We start from the raw sequence: 19,851 nt of genomic DNA, 5'->3' as shown, positions 1-19,851 counted from the left end.
TCCTTGGATTGGCTGTCAACCCCTCCCGCACGGAGGAGATTTGAAGCCGAGATGGTGTTTCACGGTCTGGTCCAACGGATCTGACTTCTTTCATTGACACCGGAAATTAACAGCCATAGGTTCCCGGCCATGCAGTCGCCCACCGCTGTGGAGACGTTCCCGGCCAACACGCCGGCCGCCGCCCAGGTCTTCACCACGGTTCTCGTGCACGGCCCCCTCACCCGGCTTGAGGCGGCCGGACGTTCCGGCCTGTCACCGGCCGCCGTCACCAAAGCGGTTCGGCCCCTGCTGGAGGCCGGCTATCTCCAGGAGGACGCCAACGAGGAGGCACCCCCCGCACTCGGCCGACCCGCCAACCTCCTGAGGGTGGACGGCGGACGGGCCTTCTTCATCGGTCTGAAGGTCACCGGTGACGAGATCATCGGCGTACTGGCGGACCTGCGCTGCCGGGTACGGGCCCACCGGCGCCTTCCGCTCGACGGCCGCGCCCCGGAGGACGTCCTCTCCTCGGCGGCGGAACTGGTGCGCGAACTGCTGGCCGAGGCAGCGCAGTTCGGTGTCCCGGTACTCGGACTCGGGATCGCCGTGTCCGGAGACGTGGACCGCGCCGAGGGCACCGTGCGCTACTCGCCCTTCCTGGACTGGCGCGACGTGCCACTCGCCGAACTCGCCTTCCTGTCCTGCGGGTTGCCGGTCACCCTGGACAACGATGTGCGTGCGCTCACCGTCGCCGAGCAGTGGTTCGGCGGCGGCGCCGGACTCTCGGACTTCGCCGTCGTCACGGTGGGCGCCGGCATCGGCTGCGGTCTCGTGGTGCACGGCACGGTCGTCGCCGGCGCGCACGGCGTCGCCGGCGAGATCGGCCATGTCACCGTCGACCCGGCGGGCCCGCTCTGCCACTGCGGCAACCGCGGCTGCGTGGAGGCGATCGCGGCGGACGGGGCGATCCTCACCCGCGTACGAGAGGTCACCGGCGTGGATGTCGCCGACATCGCGCAGGCCATCGACCTCGCCCGCGGGGGCGACGAGAGAGTCCGAGCCGTCTACGCGGCGGCGGGCGACGCGATCGGCAAGGGCATCGCCACCGTCGCCAACCTGCTCGGACCCGCCCGCGTGATCATCTCCGGCGAGGGCCTCGCCGCCTACGACCTGTTCGCCGACCAGATCCGCGACGCCTTCGCCGCGGCGGCCTTCGGATCCGCCGTCCGGTGCGAGGTGCACACCCGCCCGCTGCCCTTCGAGCAGTGGGCACGCGGCGCCGCCGCGACCGCCATCCAGTCCTTCATCAGCGCGAACCACCAGTTCCCCAGTGGACTCACCATCGGCTCGGGCAAGGGCTGAGCCGCCCCCGCCCCACCCCCCCACCCAAACCCCAGGAGGCCCGACCCATGCGGTCACCCTCGTACTCCGCCACGCCCCGACGCGTCCTGAGAACCCTGGCCGCCCTCGCCCTCTGCGCGGGCACCATCGGCGTCGCCACCACCGCCGAGGCGGCACCCACCACCTCCGGCACCAGCACCGGTCCGCTCGCGGCCAAGCCCTACATGGGCTGGTCGAGCTGGAGCATGCAGTCCTCCAAGTACCCCGGCCTCAACACCGACGGCGACTACAGCTGGCTGACCGAGGCCAACGTCCTCAAACAGACGGACGCCCTCGCCCTCAAGCTGAAGAAGTACGGCTACGACCACGTCAACATCGACGCCGGCTGGTGGCGGGACAACGCCTGGAAACCCGAGTTCGACCAGTACGCGCGACAGAAGGCCGACCCCGGCCGCTTCCCGCGGGGCATGAAGGCCGTCGCCGACCACATCCACGCCAAGGGGCTGAAGGCGGGCATCTACCTGCCGGTCGGTCTGGAGAAGGAGGCGTACGACGACGGCAAGGCGCCGGTCTGGAACGCCCCTGGCTGCACCACTGCCGACATCGTCTACGGCGACCTGCGTACCACCAACGGCTGGGACAGCGCGTACAAGCTGGACTTCGCCGATCCGTGCGCCCAGAAGTACATCGACTCCCAGGCGCAGATGTTCGCCGACTGGGGCTACGACTTCCTCAAGCTCGACGGCGTCGGTCCCGGCTCCTTCAAGAGCGGCGACAACTACGACAACGTTGCCGATGTCGCCGCCTGGCACCAGGCAATCGCCGCCGTCGGTCGCCCGATCCACCTGGAAATATCCTGGTCGCTGGACATCGGCCACGCCGCCGACTGGAAGAAGTACTCCAACGGCTGGCGCGTGGACACCGACGTCGAGTGTTACTGCAACACCCTGGTGAGCTGGGAGAACTCTGTCGACGACCGCTTCGACGACACCCCGGCCTGGACCCGGCACGCGGGCTCCGGCGGCTGGAACGACCTCGACTCCCTCGATGTCGGCAACGGCGAGATGGACGGCCTGACCAAGGCCGAGCGCCAGACCTACGCCACCCTGTGGTCCATCGCCAAGTCCCCGCTCTACACCGGCGACGACCTGACAAAGCTCGACTCCTACGGCGTCTCCCTGCTGACCAACCCCGAGGTCCTCGCCGTCGACCAGGGCCCCAACCCGCCCGCCGCGCCCGTCACCCCCTCCGACCCGCAGCAGGTGTGGGCCGCCAAGAACCACGACGGCACCTACACCGTGGCCCTGTTCAACCTCGCCGACCGTCCCGCCTCCGTGAGCGCCGACTTCTCCACGCTCGGCTTCACCGGCAAGGCGAAAGTCCGCGACCTGTGGAACCGCGAGAACCTCGGCACGCGCACCGACCACGTCACCGAGGCGCTGCCCGCCCACGGCTCCAGGCTCTTCACCGTCACCCCGAACGGCCGCTCCCTCGCCTGGACGGGCATCGAGGCCGAAGCGAGCGGCAACACCCTCGCCGGCAACGCCTCCATCGCCGACTGCGACGCGTGTTCCGGCGGCAAGAAGGTCGGAAACCTGTACCAGAGCGGCAAGTTGACCATCGCCGACGTGGTCGTGCCCAAGGCGGGCCAGTACCAGCTCAAGGTCTCCTACGTCAGCGGAGACGCCCGCTCCGCCCTCGTCTCCGCGAACGGCGGCGGCGCCACCGGCCACAAGTTCCCCTCCACCGGTGACTGGTCCACCGTGAACAGCGTCTACGTGCCGGTGACGCTCAAGGCCGGGGCCAACACCGTCACCTTCGACAGCGGCACGGGCTACGCCCCCGACATCGACCGGATCGACGTACCGAAGTCCTCCTGACACCACCCGGTGGCCCGGCCCGCCGGGCCGGGCCACCGGACCGACTTCTGGAGCCGCCATGAACGCACGTCCGGACCACCCCAGCAGGAGAACGGCGTTGTCGCTGGCCGCGACCGCCGGTCTCACCGCGGCACTCGGCGGCCTGCCCGCCTTCACCGCCTCCGCCGCGCCGATCCGCCCCACCGCCGACACCCCGCGGGCCGCCGGCACCGCCGCCGACCAGCTGTGGTGGCAGGCTCCCGGCGACGAACACTCCATGATCGAACAGGGCCTGCCGGTCGGCAACGGCCGCCTCGGTGCCCTCGCGAGCAACGACCCGGGCCGTGAACTGCTCCTCGTGACCGACGCCACCCTGTGGACCGGTGGCCTCAACGACACCCTCGACGCCGACGGCCAGTTCCCCTACGGACGCGCCGACTTCGGCTCCCTGACCCTTCTCGCCCGGCTTACCGTGGACATTCCCGACCACGACCTCTCGGGCGTCACCGGCTACCGCCGCACCCTCGACCTCGACCAGGCGGTCGTCACCACGTCCTACGTGCACGCCGGCGTCACCTACCGGCGCCGGCTCTTCGCCAGCCGCCCGGACGACGCGATCGTCCTGCACTTCACCCAGAGCGGCGCGGGCCGATACACCGGGACCATCACCCTCGCGGGCACCCACGGCGAGAAACTCACAAGCGCCGAATCGTTCGGCGCCTCGTTCCCCAACGGCCTGCGCTACGGCGCGGCGATCAAGGCGTACGGCACCGGTGGCCGGGTCCGGATCAGCGGCCCGAACATCGAGTTCGCCGGCTGCACCGACCTCACGGTCGTCCTCAGCGGCGGCACCAACTACGCACCCGACGCCGCCAACCACTACCGCGACCCGTCACTGGACCCGGAAGAGCTCGCCCGCACCAAGGCCGCCTCGGCCGCACGACACCCGGCTTCCACCCTCCAGCGCACCCATGTCGCCGACTACCAGCCCCTGTTCCGTCAACTGCGGCTCTCCCTCGGGGAGTCGAGCACCGGGCAGCGCTCCCTCGACACCTGGTCGCGGCTGCGTTCGCGGTACGAGAGCGACGTCCCGGACCCCGAACTGGAGGCCGCCTACCTCCAGTACAGCCGCTACCTGATGATCTCCGGCTCGCGCGGCAGCCTTCCGATGGGACTGCAGGGCCTGTGGCTCGACGGCAACGACCCCGACTGGATGGGCGATTACCACACCGACATCAACCTCCAGATGAACTACTGGATGGCCGACCGGGCCGGTCTGTCGCAGTGCTTCGACGCCTTCGCCGACTACTGCCTCGCCCAGTTGCCCTCCTGGACCGAGCTGACGCGGCGCCTCTTCGGCGACCCGCACAACCGGTACCGCAACTCCACCGGGAAGACCGCGGGCTGGACCGTCGCGATCTCCACCAACCCCCATGGAGGCAACGGCTGGTGGTGGCACCCGGCAGGCAACGCCTGGCTCGCCAACAGCCTGTTCGAGCACTACGAGTACACCCGGTCGCGGGAGTACCTGGCCAAGATCCACCCGCTGCTCAAGGGTGCCTGCGAGTTCTGGGAAGCCCGGCTGATCACCACGACCGAGCCCGGCACCGGCCGCGAGGTCCTGATCGCCGACAGCGACTGGTCACCCGAGCACGGCCCCCTGGACGCCCGCGGCATCACCTACGCGCAGGAACTGGTGTGGGCCCTGTTCGGCAACTACGTTGAAGCGGTCCGCGTGTTGGGCCGCGACTCCGCCCACGCACGCAGGATCGACGCACTGCGCGACCGTCTCCACCTGCCGCAGGTCAGCCCCACGACCGGCTGGCTGGAGGAGTGGATGTCCCCGGAGAACCTCGGCGAGACCACCCACCGCCATCTGTCCCCGCTCGTCGGCCTCTTCCCCGGCGACCGGATCCGCCCCGACGGCTCCACACCCAAGGACATCGTGGCCGGCGCGACCGCCCTCCTCACCGCGCGCGGCATGGACAGCTTCGGCTGGGCCAACGCCTGGCGCGCGCTGTGCTGGGCCCGGCTGAAGAACGCCGACAAGGCGTACCGTCTCATCGCCACCAACCTGCGCCCCTCGGTCGGCGGCGTCAACGGCACCGCGTTCAACCTGTTCGACATCTACGAGGCCGCCGAGGGACGCGGGATCTTCCAGATCGACGCGAACTTCGGTACCCCGGCGGCCATGATCGAGATGCTGCTGTACTCCCGCCCCGGACACCTGGAACTGCTTCCGGCGCTGCCGTCGGCATGGGCGGCCTCCGGCTCCGTCGAGGGCGTCCCGGTGCGGGGCGGATTCGTCGTGGATCTGGCCTGGCGACAGGGCCGTCCCACCCGCCTGCACGTGACCAGCACAGGCGGCCGTACCACCGCGGTGGTCTTCGACGGGACGTCCAGGACGGTGACGCTCGAACAGGGCGAGTCCGTCACGATCAAGGACTTCAGCCGATGAGGGCGGCTCGGCTTGGTCGGCTGGCCGTCCTGGGGGCCGTCATGGGAGCCGCGACGGCGGTGCAACCACTGTCCGCGACGGCCGAGGCGGCGAACGGCACGCACGATGTCGTCACCTGGGCCGCAGCGGCCGACCGGGTCGGCGACGGCGTGGCCGACCGCGGCTACCGGCTGGTCGTCCACACGAGTGTCGGCGGCGACAACCTCCGGGTGCGGGTCTCCAACGCGCTGGGCGACCGCCCTGTCACCTTCGACAGTGTCTACGCCGGATTGCAGTCCTCCGGTGCCGGGGTGGTCCGCGCCGGCAACCGGAGACTGACCTTCGGCGGTGCGCGGTCGATCACCGTCCCGGCCGGAGCGACGGTGTACAGCGACCCGCTCCCCGGCAAGGTCGCGGCGGAGAGCAACCTGGTCGTCAGCCTGCACAGCTCCGACGCGGCCGGTCCGGCCACCGGCCACGGCATGGCCATGCAGACCTCGTACGTCTCCGAAGGCGACCACACGGCCGAGGAGAGCGCCGCGAACTGGGCCGGAACCACCGGTTCGTGGTTCTACCTGGATGCCGTGACCGTGCGAGCACCCTCCACCACGGGAGCCGTGGTCGCCCTCGGAGACTCCATCACCGACGGCTGGCAGTCCAGCACCGACCTCAACCGCCGCTGGCCGGACTACCTCGCCCGACGCCTGCGGACCTCCACCCTCACCACCGTGCGCGGTGTGGCGAACGAGGGGATATCCGGGAACAAGGTCCTGGCCGACGGCGCCGGCCGCAGCGCCCTGAACCGGCTGGACCAGGACGTGCTGTCCCACCCCGGCGTACGCACCGTGTTCCTCTTCGAAGGCGTCAACGACATCAAGGCGCACACCGGTGTCACGGCACAGGACATGATCACCGGATACCGGCAGATCATCGAACGCGCGCACGCGGCAGGCACATGCGTCGTCGGAGCGACCATCGGGCCGTTCAAGGGCTGGTCCGAGTGGGACCCCGCGGCCGAGACCGTCCGGCAGGCGGTGAACGCGTTCGTCCGCGACAGCGGCGAGTTCGACGCGGTGACCGACTTCGACAAGGTGCTCCGCAGTCCCTACGACCCCGAGCGCGTCCTGCCGTTCTTCGACAACGGCGACCACCTGCACCCGAACGACAAAGGCATGCAGGCCATGGCTGACGCGGTGAACCCGAAGGACATGGAGTGCCACTCCGGTCCGTGACCCGTACGGACCGTCCCCGTGAGGCCCTGGACACCGAAGGGCAGATCTCCTCCGGGACGGTCCGGCAAGGGCGAGGCGGTCCTCGACCGACACCGCGTCGACGAAGACAAGCGTCAACTGCCGCCAGTGGAACGCCGGCTCTTGAGCGTGTTCACCAACTGATGCGGGCCGCCACCGGCAGGTGGTCGCTGTGGGTGGCCGGCAGCACCCACGAGCTCTCCGGCGTCACGCCGCGGACCATGATCTGGTCGATCCGCACCATCGGGAACGTCGCCGGCCAGCTGAAGCCGAAGCCGTCCCCGGCCACGTCCTGGGCCGAGCGCATCCGCGAGCTGATGCTGTCGAACGCGCGGTCGTCCGTGGTGCCGTTCAGGTCGCCGAGCAGAACGACGCGTTCGTTTCGCTCGGCGGCGACGGCCTTGCCGAGCGCCCGTGCGTTTCTGTCCCGCGTGTCCGTCCAAAAGCCCACCCGGGGATTCACACGCGCGGATCCCAGGTGGGCCACATACACCGCCAGCGGACCCCGGCCCGTGGCCACCGTGGCGCGCAGAGCCCGGGCGTAGGTCAACCTGACGTCGGCCGGCTTGGTCGCCGCCAGCGGCCCGTAGTCCGTCTGGATGTCGACCTGCCGCGTTTCCGACAGAGGCAACTTGCTCCACAGCCCGACCGTGCCCCGCACCGTGTGGTACCTGTAGGCCTTCCCCAGTGCTTTCTCGTACGTGCCCCGGGCCTTCTCGGTCAGCTCGACCAGGGCGAGCACGTCCGCTCCGGAGGCGGCCAGTGCGTGGGCGGTGTCGGCCGGGTCGGAATTGCCTGCGCCGACGTTGTGCTCGGCCACCGTGAGGTCGCCTCCCGGGTGGGACTTGTCGCCGAGCAGCCCGCCGAAGAGGTTCAGCCACACCAGGACCGGCAGCAGCAGCGCGGTGACCGCCGAGGCGGAGCGGCGCCACAGCGCCCCGGCCAGCAGAACGGGGATGAACACGCCGAACCATGGCAGGAACGTCTCCACCAGGCTGCCGAGGTTCCCGATCCGGTTCGGGATCCTCGCGTGCAGCAGCATGAACAGACCCAACAGCAACGACAGGACAGTGAGCACCAGGCCGCGCTTCCAAGGCTCCGGCCGGGAAGCGGCGTGTGCCGTCCGGCGGAGGCGCGCGCGCCACGCTCCGATGCCGGTATCCCGGCGGATGCCCGCGGGACTGCCACCGGGGCCCGTCTTCCGGCGTTCGGCGCCGCCCTGCCCGGCCTCCGCCGTGTCCACCCGCGCCACCGTCTGTTCTCGCTCACTGCCGGTCACTGCCGCATCCTCGGGTCTCGTGTGGGGTCGGTCGGCATGCGTATGCGGGCAGCCGCGCCTCGCCGGGCCCGTCACCGGCCCGATGCATACGGCCAGCCAAGCCAGGGTGATGTTGCCGGAACGTACGCGCTTTTCGATACGCCGGCGATATGCAACGACTCGTAGCATCGAAGGCATGCGTGTGTTGATCGTCGAGGACGAGCCCTATATGGCAGAAGCCATCCGCGACGGCCTACGCCTCGAAGCGATCGCGGCCGACATCGCAGGGGACGGCGACACCGCACGGGAACTGCTGAACATCAACACCTACGACATCGCCGTCCTCGACCGGGACATCCCCGGTCCCTCCGGTGACGAGATCGCCCAGCACATCGTCGCCTCCGGAAGCGGCATGCCGATCATCATGCTCACCGCGGCCGACCGTCTCGACGACAAGGCCACCGGCTTCGGCCTCGGCGCCGACGACTACCTCACGAAACCGTTCGAACTCCGGGAGCTCGTGCTCAGGCTCAGAGCGCTCGACCGACGACGCGCACACAACAGGCCTCCCGTCCGAGAGATCGCAGGGCTGCGGCTGGACCCGTTCCGCCGCGAGGTCCACCGCAACGGGCGCTACGTCGCGCTGACCAGAAAGCAGTTCGCCGTGCTCGAGGTTCTCGCTGCCGCCGAGGGCGGCGTCGTCAGCGCAGAAGAACTCCTGCAACGCGCGTGGGACGAGAACGCGGACCCCTTCACCAACGCCGTGCGGATCACCGTCTCGGCACTCCGCAAACGCCTGGGCGAACCCTGGATCATCGCCACCGTGGCCGGCGTCGGCTACCGCATCGACCCGGCGCCCCACACCGGGCGTGAAGGAGGGGCCCGTGGATAGGCCGCCCGGGCTGAGCGTTCGCCTCAAACTCACCCTCAGCTACGCCGGATTCCTCATGGTCGCGGGTGTCCTGCTGCTCGCGGCGGTGTGGGTGTTCCTTCTGCGCTACGTGCCCGAGCGCGCGCTCATCGTCCCCCGTGGCACCCCCACCCACGGTGTCTTTCCCATCCGGTCCAACCTCCTCCACGTTTTCGCACCCAGGGCAGCCGCGGTACTGGCGTTCCTGCTGGTACTCGGCCTGGTGGGAGGGTGGCTGCTCGCCGGCCGGATGCTCGCCCCGCTGACCCGGATCACCAACGCCACACGCACCGCCGCGAACGGAACGCTCTCCCACCGGCTCCGGCTGCCCGGCCGCAAGGACGAGTTCCGCGAACTCGCCGACGTCTTCGACGGCATGCTCGAGCGGCTCGAAGCGCACGTCGGCGAACAGAGGAGGTTCGCGGCCAACGCCTCGCACGAGCTGCGGACTCCGCTGGCGACCTCGAAGGCACTGCTCGAAGTGGCCCGTACCGATCCGAACCGCGACGCCGGCGAACTCATCAACCGGCTCTACGCCGTGAACACCCGAGCGATCGATCTCACTGAGGCTCTGCTTTTGCTCAGCCGGGCCAACCAGGGGTCCTTCACCCGAGAAGACGTCGACCTGTCGCTCATGGCGGAGGAAGCCACAGAAACACTCCTCCCCCTCGCGGAGAAGCACGGCGTCACGATCGAGACCAGCGGGGAGGTCGCTCGCACGATCGGATCGCAGGCGCTCCTGCTGCAATTGACCATGAACCTCGTGCACAACGCGATCGTCCACAATCTGCCCGGACGGGGCACCGTGTGGGTCAACACCACCGTCCGCCCCAGGACCGTCGTGCTCACCGTCGAGAACACGGGTGAGAAACTCACTCCGCGGTTGGTCTCGACACTCACCGAACCGTTCCAGCGCGGCACCGAGCGGACACACATCGATCACGCGGGCGTCGGCCTCGGCCTGGCCATCGTCGACACCATCACCCGCGCACACGACGGAACCCTCACCCTCACCCCGCGCACCGCTGGAGGGCTCCACATCACCGTGGAACTGCCCGCGATCCGACCAGGGGTCGACAGGTAGGAGTGATGGGGCGCCGGTGCGTCGCGCTCCTGGACATCCCCCGGCGCGTGCCCGGCCGTACTCAGCAGTGACGACGTGCGGGCAACCGTGCACGCCTGCACGCCTGCACGCCTGCCTGCGTCCGCCGACGGCAGCACTTGTGTGCGGTTCTCCGTGTGACATCTGTACTGCGGTGTCGGTGACTCTTGGCTCTGCACCACGCCCGTCGACGTCCGTAGGCTTGCGCCATGTTCAGATCTCGCAAACCAGGACCAGACGATGCCTGGGAAGGCATGGTGGAGGACAAGTCGCGGGGCATGCTCGACGGCGCGAACATGTACCACTTCGTCAAGGTGAGGCGTACCGACGGCCAGGTCACCAAGGTGCGCGTCGACCGCGGGCTGTGGAAGTCGATCGCGGTCGGCGATCGCATCGTGAAGGAGCCGGGCAGCGGCCCGGTCAAGGCGTAGCTGCCCAGGGCGCGGGCGGAGTCCTGTCAGGCGTCTTCCGAAGCAAGGCCGGCTGCGAGTGCGGCAGTGTCGTCGTGCAGTCGGTTGCCGCTGTACGCGATGAGGTCGTGGTGCAGGTGCGCCAGGAGTTGCCGAGGCGGGAGGGCACCCCAGGAGCGGACCCGCTGGACAAGGGGGTAGAAGTCACCGGCCGCATTGCGGGTTTCGGTTACTCCGTCGGTGTAGAGCAGCAACTGGTCACCGGGGAGGAAGCTGTGTTCCTCGACGTGGTACGGCTCGTCGACGAGTACGCCAAGGTTGAGCGGTGGTGCGGTCCTGCCGGGTTCCAGTTCCCTCACTTCACCGTTGCGGATGATCAGAGGCGGCGGGTGTCCGCAGTTGACGATCCGCAGAACGCGGCAGTCGGGCTCGATCTCAGCGAAGACGGCGGTGACGAACCGTTCTTCCATGTCGCTTCCTGCGAGCTGAGAAGCCCGTCGGGTGATGCTGGTCTCCACTCGTCCTGACAGGGCCGCCAGATCGGGTTCGTCATGGGCGGCTTCGCGGAATGCGCCGAGGAGCGCGGCTGCGGTCTCCACCGCGGTCAAGCCCTTGCCTCGCACGTCGCCGATCACCAGGCGTGCGCCGTACTCGGTGGCGACCGCCCCGTAGAGGTCACCGCCGATGCGTGCCTCGGCGGCGGCGGAGAGGTAGAAGCTCTCCACGTGGACGCTTCCGATGTGACGAGGCACCGGCCCGAGCAGGACGCGTTGCGCGATCTCAGCCACGAAGCGCACATCGGCGAGGGTCCGTTCGCGTCGTGTGCGGTGCAGGGCCAGGAGTGTCCCCAGAGCGCCGACCAGGGCGGTGCACAGGTAGGCGGCTACGTAGTGACGATCCCACAGGTAGCCGACATCACGGCCCGCGCAGCAGGGGGTGCCGGCGAGAACTCCCTCGAGCGCGATCGCCAGCACGGTGATGATGGCGACCGCAGCGAACCCGTGTCCGAAGGCAGCGACAAGTGGAAGAGCGATGAGGGCGAAACTGACGGGCCATTCCACGGGAGTCATGGGTTCGATCGCCAGAATGGTGACCACGTACGCCAACGGCATCCATCGCACCCAGGCGGGTAGTTCCGGCAGTACCTGACTGCCATTCAGCCCGGGCAGGGGCTCGTACTGTTCGTCGGGGGAGTGACCAGGGGTGTTCACCCGAGGCTCTCACGCGCGCACGAGTCATCGAAGCGGTAGGTCTCTCCCGTGAGGAGTATGACCGCGGGTGACCTGCCTGGCAGCTCGCAGGCCCGAGCGTGGACGCGGAGCTCCTGGGGCGGATTGGACACGGGTGCATCCTTGCCTGCCCGCCGCGATGGAGCGGCCATTGCTCCACTGCGCGGCATGTCGGGTGCCGCGTCCCCCTGGCCCCCTGCCGCGGTCGCACACAGCCACGCCGAACTGGCAGAGGGGACCTCGCGGATGATGGAACGGACCATGAGCGTCACGACCGGTCCCACGGCGGAACGCGACCTGTGACGGAGCACGACGCCACACGCGCGGGCATACGCCCGCGAACGTCTTCGCCACCGGTCGGGCGGACCGGTGGCGAAGACGTTCGCGACGTGCGATCGCGGGAACCGGAGTCCCGGTTCCCGCTCGGGTTCAGGCCTTGTCCTGCATGCTCCGACGCGCGGGGTTGCCCTGCTCGGAGGCCTTGGGGTCCTTCTCGTCGGCCTTGTCGCGCACGCCTTGCTCGATGCGCTCACCGATCGACTTGTCGATGTTGGACCAGTACTCGAACGCCCGCCGCAGCACCGGCTCGGTCACACCATTGAGCAGGTGGCCCACGACGTTGTCCACGAGCCGGTCCCGCGCCGCGTCGTCCAGGACCTCGCGCACCATGGTGCCGGCCTGGCCCCAGTCGTCGTCCTCGGCATGTGAGACGTAGGCGGCGCGGGTGATGTCGCCGTCGGCGTGCCAGCTCGGCGGATTGCCGAACCGCGCGGTGTCGGCCGCCGGGCCGCCCTTCGAGTTCGGCGCGTAGACGGGGTCGCTGGTCTTGCGGTACGCCATCGCCCCGTCCTTGGAGTACGTGTGCACCGGATTGACGGGGGCGTTCACCGGCAGCTGCTGGTAGTTGGCCCCGATGCGGTAGCGGTGGGCGTCCGCGTACGAGAAGAGCCGCGCCAGCAGCATGCGGTCGGGGCTCGGGCCGATACCCGGAACGAGGTTGTTCGGCTGGAAGGCCGCCTGCTCGATCTCGGCGTGGTTGTCCGTGGGGTTGCGGTCCAGCGTCATCCGACCGACCTCGATCAGCGGGTAGTCGCTGTGCGGCCACACCTTGGTCAGGTCGAACGGGTTGAAACGGTAGTCGACCGCGTCCTCGTACGGCATGACCTGCACGTGCAGCGTCCAGCTGGGGTACTCGCCGTCACGGATGTGCTCGAACAGGTCCCTCGTGTGGTAGTCGGTGTCGGCCGCCGCCATCTGGTCGCCCTCGTGCTGGGTGAACGTCTCGACGCCCTGGTCGGTCTTGAAGTGGTACTTCACCCAGAAACGTTCGCCCTGCGCGTTGATCCACATGTAGGTGTGCGAGGTGTAGCCGTTCATGTGCCGCCAGCTGCGCGGGATACCGCGGTCGCCCATCAGCCAGGTGACCTGGTGGGCGGACTCGGGGGAGAGGGTCCAGAAGTCCCACTGCATGTCGTGGTCGCGCAGATTGTTGTCCGCGCGGCGCTTCTGGGACCGGATGAAGTGCTGGAACTTCATCGGGTCCTTCACGAAGAACACGGGGGTGTTGTTGCCCACCATGTCGTAGTTGCCCTCGCTGGTGTAGAACTTCACCGCGAAACCGCGCGGGTCGCGCCAGGTGTCCGGGCTGCCCCGCTCACCGGCCACGGTGGAGAACCGGGTGACCAGCTCGGTGGTGGTGCCGGGCTGGAAGACGGCGGCCTTGGTGTAGGCACTGACGTCCGAGGTCACCTCGAAGCGGCCGAACGCTCCGCTGCCCTTGGCGTGCGGCTGACGCTCGGGGATGCGCTCCCGGTTGAACTGGGCCATCTGCTCGATGAGGTACGAGTCCTGCAGCAGGATGGGTCCGCCCGGGCCGACGGTGAGCGAGTGCTCGTCGCTCTCCACCGGGATGCCCGCGTCTGTGGTGGTCGGCTTGGGAGTGGTGTCGGTCATTCTCGATTCCCCTTCGTGGCGCGTGCGGGTACGGACCGTGGGCCCGGGCCGTGGACCGGTATGGCTCAGAACTCGGGACGTCACCGCCGAAGGCCGCATGTTCGCGGCCGCTCGGCCGCGCACCTGCCGCCCCATTTCCGACAGCGAGGCACGAGTAACCCGCGATCGACGTCGTAAAACGCTCACGAACGGGTCGAGAGTGCCACCTCGCAGCCTCTCCCGGGCGGCCGTGCCCCGCCAGCGGTCACACGGCCTGCGGTCCCGGAGGCGGGGGACGTGAGGAACAGCCGTGCTTCCGGAAGCCGGGCGTCCCGCGGCCTCGCCTCAGACGCGGTACGCCGGACCCTGGGCACGGAGCGGATACCCGACGCGGCGAGCCGCACCGTTGTGACAGTCCGGCCCGCCCACCGCCATACGGGTGGCGCACGGGATGGCCGGGCGCCCCTCCGGCCGCCATGCTCTGCCCGTGGGATCACCGGGTTTCAGGGGCGCAGGAGAGTCTTGATCATGCCGTCCTGCTTGGCCTGGAAGGCCGCGTAGGCCTTGGGCGCGTCCTCCAGCGGGAGGTGATGGGTGGCGAAGCCGTCCACGCCCAGGACGTCCTCGTCGGTCAGCAGCGGGAGAATGTCCGGCACCCAGCGCCATACGTTGGCCTGCCCCATCCGGAACTGGATCTGCTTGTCGAACATCCGGAGCAGCGGCATGGGGTCCATGGCACCGCCGTAGACCCCGGACAGCGAGACCGTGCCGCCGCGCCGTACGAGATCGATCGCCGCGTACAGGGCGCCGAGCCGGTCCACCCCGGCCTTCTGCATGAACGGCTGAGCCAGTGCGTCGGGCAGGAGGCCGGTCGCCCACTGGGCGGCCTTGGTCACGGGGCTGCCGTGGGCTTCCATGCCGACGGCGTCGATCACGGCGTCCGTGCCACGCCCGCCGGTGAGCTCGCGCACCGTGTCGCCCAGGTCCTTCTCGTGACGGCGCAGGTCCAGGCAGGTGACCCCGTGCGCCGAAGCGCGGTCGAGACGCTCGTTGACGAGATCCACTCCGATGACCAGACCCGCTCCGCGGTGCTGTGCGATCCGAGTGGCCATGTCTCCGATGGGACCGAGTCCGAGCACGGTGACCGAGCCGCCGGGCGGCACGGCCGCGTACTCGACGGCTTGCCATGCTGTCGGCAGTACGTCGGAGAGGTAGACGAAGCGGTCGTCGGACGGCCCCTCGGGCACCTTGATCGGTAGCTTGTTGCCGAACGGCACCCTCAGAAGCTCGGCCTGCCCGCCCGGGACCTGGCCGTACAACTTGGTGTAGCCGAACAGGGCGGCTCCGGAGCCGTACGCGTGCACCTGTGTCGTCTCACACTGCGAGTGCAGCCCTTGGGAGCACATGAAGCACGTTCCGCAGGAGACGTTGAACGGGATGACGACCCGGTCCCCGGGGGCGACGGCGTGTACGTCGGGGCCGACCTCTTCGACGACGCCCATGGACTCGTGGCCGAGGATGTCACCGGGGTCCAGGAACGGCCCGAGGACTTCGTAGAGGTGCAGGTCCGAACCGCAGATGCCGGTGGAGGTGATCCGCACGATCACGTCGTCGGGCTGCTGCAGTACCGGGTCGGGGACGGTCTCCACCCGCACGTCCCGCCGGCCCTGCCAGGTGAGTGCTCGCATCGTGTCCGCCTTTCGCTGGTCGCCTTCGGCCGATCCATTCAGGTTCCGTGCGACGCGCCGGTCGCAGTTCACCGGCGGGCCCCGCCTCGGCCTGATCCGGGATCCGCCCTTTGCGCTATACGGCCGGGTACCCGCCGACGGCACGCCGGTACGCCACGTGCCCACCCAGGGCGCCACTGACGGCGACCGCCCCGAGACCGCCCAGCGCCCACAGCTTTCCCCTCTTGGAACGGCCGCGCAGCCGCGCGGAGAGGGACGCGGCGTAGAAGGCCACAGCGGCCACGTTCGTGACGGCGTGGACCAGCCCGACCCGCGCCTGCTCGGGCGGGAGGTCCGCCCAGTCGACCCAGCCGGCAAGGGCCGCCGGGGCGATTCCGGCCAGACCTACGGCGGTGAGGACGGTGGGCGCGCTCCGGCCCGCCGGCACGACGTCCAGTACGGCGGCCGACAGCCAACAGCCGATCGGCAGCTGCACCAGAACGGGATGCACGGGATGCCCCAGGGGCCTGCCGCGCAGCAGATCGCGCGCCTCGCCCAGGGGGAGGGAGCGGACTCCTCGCTGAAGGGCGCGAATCGCCGGATCGGCCACGGAGGACCGTTCGATCCGAGCCACGGTCGACAGCCAGGCGGCCGACGGACCGCCCTCGGTGAAGGCGCTTCCGGGTTCGGAGAGGGGAGCTACGTGTGTGTCCATGAGGAACGCGTACCCGTCCTCGCGCTCCCGTCCCGCCTACGGTCCGCCGACTGCCCCGAACGCTGTACGGGCCCGGGCGCCCTGCCCGCCCTGCGCAATCCCGCGGTGTTCGCTCTGTCGTGTCGTCGTGGGTGCTTCTCTCAGGACTCTCAGGACGCCTCGGCGACGGGGTCGTGGCCCCAGTTCATCAACGAGTGGCGCCAGCGGGAGTCGCGTACGTCTCCGGTGGGCCGCTGGGCCAGGTGCCGGCGGACGTATCCGACGACCTTGTCCATGTGCTGATAGTCCGCTTCCGAGAGATCGCCCTTCTTCTTGCGCAGAATGGCGACGATCTTCCGGCCGGAGGCATGCCCTGTCGACTCGCCGCCGTCCTTGTGCTGGCCTGCTGCCTGAGACTCCTCGGTACCGAGCCACTCGTCGAGCGCCGAAGGTGACATGTTGACCAGGTCGCGAAACGTGTCCCACGTCTGTCGGCGGTCCTCGGACGTCACTGCTTCTTCTTCAGAGCCGAAGGCTTGTGCACTGCGGAACGCCCGGACTTGTCGCTCCGCACCTCGAACTGTGGATCCTCCGGTGACGCGTCCACGGACCTGCCGGCGGCCTTCGTCCGCTTGGTGATCTTCTTCTCGACGGTCCCCTCCGTGTCGCTGCCGTGGCTGCGCCAGCCAACCTTGTCGCCCTTGGCGAGATCACTCTTTCGGGATTCCTTCTTCGCCACGCCGCCGCTCCGTTCACGTCTGCTGCGAAACCCTGACCGACGTCCATTCTGTTGGCTCCGGTAGGGGCTCGCACCTCAGCTCATCCGCGCGAGACCCGGTCGCGAAAGCGGCCCGGGCCGAAGCCGGCCGGCTCTGCGGCCGGACTGCACCTCTTCCGGCTGCGGGGTGCGGGACTCATCGATGACGCACCTCTTCGAGGAGGGCGCCGGTACCGGACGAGTGGCCGGGCTCACGTGCGGGTACGGTCGGCCCGTCCGGGAGCCGGCGCGTGAAGGTGCGCCAGTTCGATGTCACCTCCGTAGTGGGCGACGAGACGGGGGTCCATGACGCGTCGCCACAGGGGCGTCAGCCAGGCGAGCACGATCATCGTGGCGTAGCCGGCGGGCAGTTGGGGAGCCTCGTCGAAGTGCCGGAGTGTCTGATAGCGGCGCAGTGGGTTCGCGTGGTGGTCGGAGTGGCGCTGGAGCTGGAAGAGGAGCAGGTTGCTGATGGTGGTGTTGCTGTTCCAGCTGTGCCGCGGCGCGACCCGTTCGTAGCGTCCGTCCGGGCGTCGTCGGCGCAGCAGACCGTAGTGCTCCAGGTAGTTGACGGTCTCCAGCAGGCAGAAGCCCAGGACGGCTTGCAGCAGGAGGTAGGGGAGCACTGCCGAGCCGAACGTGAAGGCCAGCGTGCCGAAGAGCGCGGCGGACAGGGACCAGGCGGTGAGTATGTCGTTGTGCGGGCTCAACGTGCGGCGGCCACGCCGCTGCAGACGGCTCGCCTCCAGCGTCCATGCGGACCGTAGGCCGCCCAGCACGCTTCGGGGCAGGAAGTGCCAGAAGCTCTCGCCAAAGCGGGAACTCGCCGGGTCCTCCGGAGTTGCCACACGGAAGTGGTGCCCGTGGTTGTGCTCGACGTAGAAGTGTCCGTAGCAGCTCTGGGCCAGTGCCATGCGACTGAGCCGACGCTCCAACTGCGCTCGCTTGTGGCCCAGTTCGTGCGCGGTGTTGATGGCCACGCCCGCGACCACTCCGGTGGTGGCGGTCAGACCGAGCCTGTCGGTCACCGACAGCCCGGCGGCCGTCCACTGCCCGCAAGCCCATACCAGCGCGCCGAACTGCAGGGGCAGGTACAGGTACGTGCACCAACGGTAGAAGCGGTCTTCCTCCAGTCGCCTTGTGACGGCGTCCGGGGGGTTCGCGCCGTCCGACCCCGTGAGCCGTTCGAGCAGCGGGATGACGGCGAAGGCGAACACGGGTCCCCACCACCAGAACAGGCGCAGTCCCGTCGCCTGGACGAGGGCGCCTGCCTGCAGGGGAAGGGTGGGGACAGCGAGTGCCAGCAGCCACAGGTGGCGCTTCGGGTCGCGCCAGTGGAGTTCTCCGGCGTCCTGGTATGACACGTCAGCTCCTCCGTGGAGTGCGCGCTTTCGCCGGTCCCGCCCGGGATCCGGCGAAAGCGCGCTTGGGGGGGGAACACGAGCGTGCCAGTGCCTCCCGCTCGCTGACAAAGGTGGCGCTGTGTCAATGTTCTGACGGAACATCAGAGAGGCTTCGGAGCGGGGGACTTCTCCACGAGACCGGTCTCCGAAGCGTTCGCGTGCCGCACACTGACCGCATGTCCCTCAACCGTCACCTCCTCGAAACGCGGCCGGGATCACAGGAGAAGAGGCCGGACCCTCCTCGGGTGGCCTGGCGCAAACAGATGCGTGAGCAGGTACTCCAGGAGGCGTGGAGTCTCGCTTCCCACCACGGATGGGACCGTGTCCGGGTCGCCGACCTCGCCCAGCGGGCCGGCGTGTCCAGGCCCTCGATCTACGCCGAATTCGGGAATCGCGCGGGCATTGGCCAAGCACTGGTACATCGTGAGGCGGAGCGCTTCCTGACAGAGGTCGCGATCGTCCTCACCTCCCACCGGGATGATGTCCACGCGGCGTTGGAAGCGGGAGTCGGGCACGCTCTGGCCGAAGCGGCGCGCAATCCCTTCATACGAGCTGTGATCACCGCCGCGCGAGGCGGTACCGACGCTCTGCTGCCCTTCTTGACGAGCCGTCCCGAACCGGTCTTCTCCGGTGGACGGCAGCTGGTCGCCGCCTGGCTGGCCGACGTCCTGCCCCGGACCGTCGAGCATCGGCGCAGCGACGCCGCAGACATCGTCGTGCGACTCACCCTCAGCCACATGCTGCTGCCGTCGCACGACCGGCGCGAAGCCGCGAAGCAGGTGGCCAGAGCAGCCTCCGCGCTGCTCGAGACAGCCGTGGCCCCCCACCCCTCCCCGAAAGAGCACACGCAGTAACTTTCCAGGGGAGCATGCTGCTCCGCTCGGTGGGCCCTGGTTCGGCTTTTCGGTCAACGGGACAACGGGACCGTTGAGTCTGGTAACCGGATCGTCGGCCCGATCATCGAACGCGATTTGCGCGAGCCCCCGCAATCGACCGATTACGGCAACTGAAAAGGCAGCAGAGCGACTTGACATCGACATGCGTCCGTTTGATCGACCCTTCCGACGGCCCCGCCCTGGCCGAGGCACACACACGGGACAGGAAGGCGTACGCGCGCTGGATGCCCACCAGGCCCGAGGAGTTCTACACGCCCGACGGGCAGGCCAAGGTCATCGCGTCACTGCTGGAGTCCCACGGCAAGGGGCTCACCTGGCCAGGTGCCGTGGTGTCGGACGGGGCGGTCATCGGACAGGTCACCATCAGCTCCATCCTGCGCGGCCCGTTCCAGAAGGGCTTCCTCGGCTACTGGATCTCCTCCCGCCACCAAGGGCTCGGACACACAAGCCGCGCTGTGGGCCTGGCCTTGCGGGTCGCCGAGGACGAGCTGAACCTGCACCGCCTGGAAGCGCACACCCAACTCGAGAACCTGGCCTCCCAGGCGATCCTCCGCAAGCACGGCTTCCGTTCCTGGGGCATCGCCCACGAACACTTCTACGCGGACGGCGCCTGGCGCGACGAAGTCTTCTGGGAACGGATGTTGAACGCAACGGCCGCGGACCAGGGGACGTATGCAGGCTAGTCTCGTCCGCCCCTCGCCCAGGTGGGTGCGCGTTCCGCTCCGGC

The 19,851-nt window shown here is 69.1% G+C and carries 17 protein-coding genes; 9 read left to right on the top strand and 8 right to left on the bottom strand.

Annotation, left to right across the window (positions count from 1 at the left end):
* The first annotated feature begins 129 nt into the window (after window positions 1-129).
* From ACIRQH_RS00740 to ACIRQH_RS00725, 4 genes are read left to right on the top strand one after another with little or no spacing between them, the layout of a single operon-like run.
* Window positions 130-1,341 carry an ROK family protein gene (locus ACIRQH_RS00740; protein ID WP_404223384.1) on the top strand — a complete coding sequence of 404 codons (1,212 nt, stop codon included), beginning with the start codon at window positions 130-132 and terminating at the stop codon, window positions 1,339-1,341.
* A 47-nt stretch (window positions 1,342-1,388) separates the two neighbouring features.
* Window positions 1,389-3,200: an alpha-galactosidase D gene (locus ACIRQH_RS00735; protein WP_388880636.1), complete on the top strand. Its 1,812-nt coding sequence runs from the start codon at window positions 1,389-1,391 to the stop codon at window positions 3,198-3,200.
* Between the two features lie 58 nt (window positions 3,201-3,258).
* Window positions 3,259-5,637, top strand: coding sequence for a glycosyl hydrolase family 95 catalytic domain-containing protein (locus ACIRQH_RS00730; protein ID WP_404223382.1), 2,379 nt, complete (start codon window positions 3,259-3,261; stop codon window positions 5,635-5,637).
* The gene (locus ACIRQH_RS00725; RefSeq protein ID WP_388936408.1) at window positions 5,634-6,848 is read left to right on the top strand and encodes an SGNH/GDSL hydrolase family protein; all 1,215 of its coding nucleotides are present in this window, start codon (window positions 5,634-5,636) and stop codon (window positions 6,846-6,848) included. Before ACIRQH_RS00730 ends, ACIRQH_RS00725 begins: the two co-directional genes overlap by 4 nt.
* 151 nt (window positions 6,849-6,999) lie before the next feature.
* Here ACIRQH_RS00725 and ACIRQH_RS00720 read toward each other — a convergent pair whose 3' ends face one another.
* Window positions 7,000-8,019, bottom strand: a complete 1,020-nt coding sequence (locus ACIRQH_RS00720; RefSeq protein WP_404223965.1) for an endonuclease/exonuclease/phosphatase family protein — start codon at window positions 8,017-8,019, stop codon at window positions 7,000-7,002.
* 301 nt (window positions 8,020-8,320) lie between these two features.
* Between ACIRQH_RS00720 and ACIRQH_RS00715 the strand changes: the two genes are divergently transcribed.
* From ACIRQH_RS00715 to ACIRQH_RS00705, 3 genes are all read left to right on the top strand, one after another.
* Window positions 8,321-9,016 carry a response regulator transcription factor gene (locus tag ACIRQH_RS00715; RefSeq protein ID WP_388880627.1) on the top strand — a complete coding sequence of 232 codons (696 nt, stop codon included), beginning with the start codon at window positions 8,321-8,323 and terminating at the stop codon, window positions 9,014-9,016.
* Window positions 9,009-10,118 (top strand): sensor histidine kinase, encoded by a 1,110-nt coding sequence (locus tag ACIRQH_RS00710; protein WP_404223379.1) that lies wholly within the window; start codon window positions 9,009-9,011, stop codon window positions 10,116-10,118. Before ACIRQH_RS00715 ends, ACIRQH_RS00710 begins: the two co-directional genes overlap by 8 nt.
* 227 nt (window positions 10,119-10,345) lie before the next feature.
* Window positions 10,346-10,567, top strand: coding sequence for a hypothetical protein (locus tag ACIRQH_RS00705; RefSeq protein ID WP_358816358.1), 222 nt, complete (start codon window positions 10,346-10,348; stop codon window positions 10,565-10,567).
* A gap of 26 nt (window positions 10,568-10,593) precedes the next feature.
* On the opposite strand, the gene ACIRQH_RS00700 is transcribed toward ACIRQH_RS00705, so the two are convergent.
* The 7 genes from ACIRQH_RS00700 to ACIRQH_RS00670 form a co-directional block, all read right to left on the bottom strand.
* Entirely contained in the window at window positions 10,594-11,658 is a 1,065-nt protein-coding gene (locus tag ACIRQH_RS00700) for a PP2C family protein-serine/threonine phosphatase (RefSeq protein WP_358816357.1), read from the bottom strand.
* A 546-nt stretch (window positions 11,659-12,204) separates the two neighbouring features.
* Window positions 12,205-13,728, bottom strand: a complete 1,524-nt coding sequence (locus ACIRQH_RS00695; RefSeq protein WP_358816356.1) for a catalase — start codon at window positions 13,726-13,728, stop codon at window positions 12,205-12,207.
* A gap of 482 nt (window positions 13,729-14,210) precedes the next feature.
* On the bottom strand, window positions 14,211-15,395 hold the full coding sequence (locus ACIRQH_RS00690) for a zinc-dependent alcohol dehydrogenase (RefSeq protein ID WP_388880616.1): 1,185 nt from the start codon (window positions 15,393-15,395) through the stop codon (window positions 14,211-14,213).
* A 115-nt stretch (window positions 15,396-15,510) separates the two neighbouring features.
* The gene (locus ACIRQH_RS00685; protein WP_404223376.1) at window positions 15,511-16,089 is read right to left on the bottom strand and encodes a DUF2231 domain-containing protein; all 579 of its coding nucleotides are present in this window, start codon (window positions 16,087-16,089) and stop codon (window positions 15,511-15,513) included.
* Between the two features lie 149 nt (window positions 16,090-16,238).
* Entirely contained in the window at window positions 16,239-16,580 is a 342-nt protein-coding gene (locus tag ACIRQH_RS00680) for a DUF3140 domain-containing protein (protein WP_388880613.1), read from the bottom strand.
* On the bottom strand, window positions 16,577-16,807 hold the full coding sequence (locus ACIRQH_RS00675; protein WP_358816352.1) for a DUF2945 domain-containing protein: 231 nt from the start codon (window positions 16,805-16,807) through the stop codon (window positions 16,577-16,579). The genes ACIRQH_RS00680 and ACIRQH_RS00675 overlap by 4 nt, the downstream gene beginning before the upstream one ends.
* 230 nt (window positions 16,808-17,037) lie before the next feature.
* Window positions 17,038-18,189: an alkane 1-monooxygenase gene (locus tag ACIRQH_RS00670; RefSeq protein WP_404223373.1), complete on the bottom strand. Its 1,152-nt coding sequence runs from the start codon at window positions 18,187-18,189 to the stop codon at window positions 17,038-17,040.
* Between the two features lie 284 nt (window positions 18,190-18,473).
* Between ACIRQH_RS00670 and ACIRQH_RS00665 the strand changes: the two genes are divergently transcribed.
* Window positions 18,474-19,082, top strand: coding sequence for a TetR family transcriptional regulator (locus ACIRQH_RS00665; protein ID WP_358821723.1), 609 nt, complete (start codon window positions 18,474-18,476; stop codon window positions 19,080-19,082).
* Window positions 19,083-19,255: 173 nt separating this feature from the next.
* Window positions 19,256-19,807 (top strand): GNAT family N-acetyltransferase, encoded by a 552-nt coding sequence (locus ACIRQH_RS00660; RefSeq protein ID WP_404223370.1) that lies wholly within the window; start codon window positions 19,256-19,258, stop codon window positions 19,805-19,807.
* Window positions 19,808-19,851 lie beyond the last annotated feature (44 nt).

This window comes from Streptomyces sp. NPDC102279 (assembly GCF_044766365.1).
Lineage (GTDB): Bacteria > Actinomycetota > Actinomycetes > Streptomycetales > Streptomycetaceae > Streptomyces.
The sequence above is the reverse complement of the archived record's forward strand: the minus strand, read 5'-3'. Positions and strand labels throughout refer to the sequence as shown.

Excerpts from the sequence above, each read along its gene's own strand:
- ACIRQH_RS00740 (WP_404223384.1), top strand. The coding sequence starts at position 130 with ATGCAGTCGCCCACCGCTGTGGAGACGTTCCCGGCCAACACGCCGGCC.
- ACIRQH_RS00735 (WP_388880636.1), top strand. The coding sequence starts at position 1,389 with ATGCGGTCACCCTCGTACTCCGCCACGCCCCGACGCGTCCTGAGAACC.
- ACIRQH_RS00730 (WP_404223382.1), top strand. The coding sequence starts at position 3,259 with ATGAACGCACGTCCGGACCACCCCAGCAGGAGAACGGCGTTGTCGCTG.
- ACIRQH_RS00725 (WP_388936408.1), top strand. The coding sequence starts at position 5,634 with ATGAGGGCGGCTCGGCTTGGTCGGCTGGCCGTCCTGGGGGCCGTCATG.
- ACIRQH_RS00715 (WP_388880627.1), top strand. The coding sequence starts at position 8,321 with ATGCGTGTGTTGATCGTCGAGGACGAGCCCTATATGGCAGAAGCCATC.
- ACIRQH_RS00705 (WP_358816358.1), top strand. The coding sequence starts at position 10,346 with ATGTTCAGATCTCGCAAACCAGGACCAGACGATGCCTGGGAAGGCATG.
- ACIRQH_RS00700 (WP_358816357.1), bottom strand. The coding sequence starts at position 11,658 with ATGCCGTTGGCGTACGTGGTCACCATTCTGGCGATCGAACCCATGACT.
- ACIRQH_RS00695 (WP_358816356.1), bottom strand. The coding sequence starts at position 13,728 with ATGACCGACACCACTCCCAAGCCGACCACCACAGACGCGGGCATCCCG.
- ACIRQH_RS00690 (WP_388880616.1), bottom strand. The coding sequence starts at position 15,395 with ATGCGAGCACTCACCTGGCAGGGCCGGCGGGACGTGCGGGTGGAGACC.
- ACIRQH_RS00685 (WP_404223376.1), bottom strand. The coding sequence starts at position 16,089 with ATGGACACACACGTAGCTCCCCTCTCCGAACCCGGAAGCGCCTTCACC.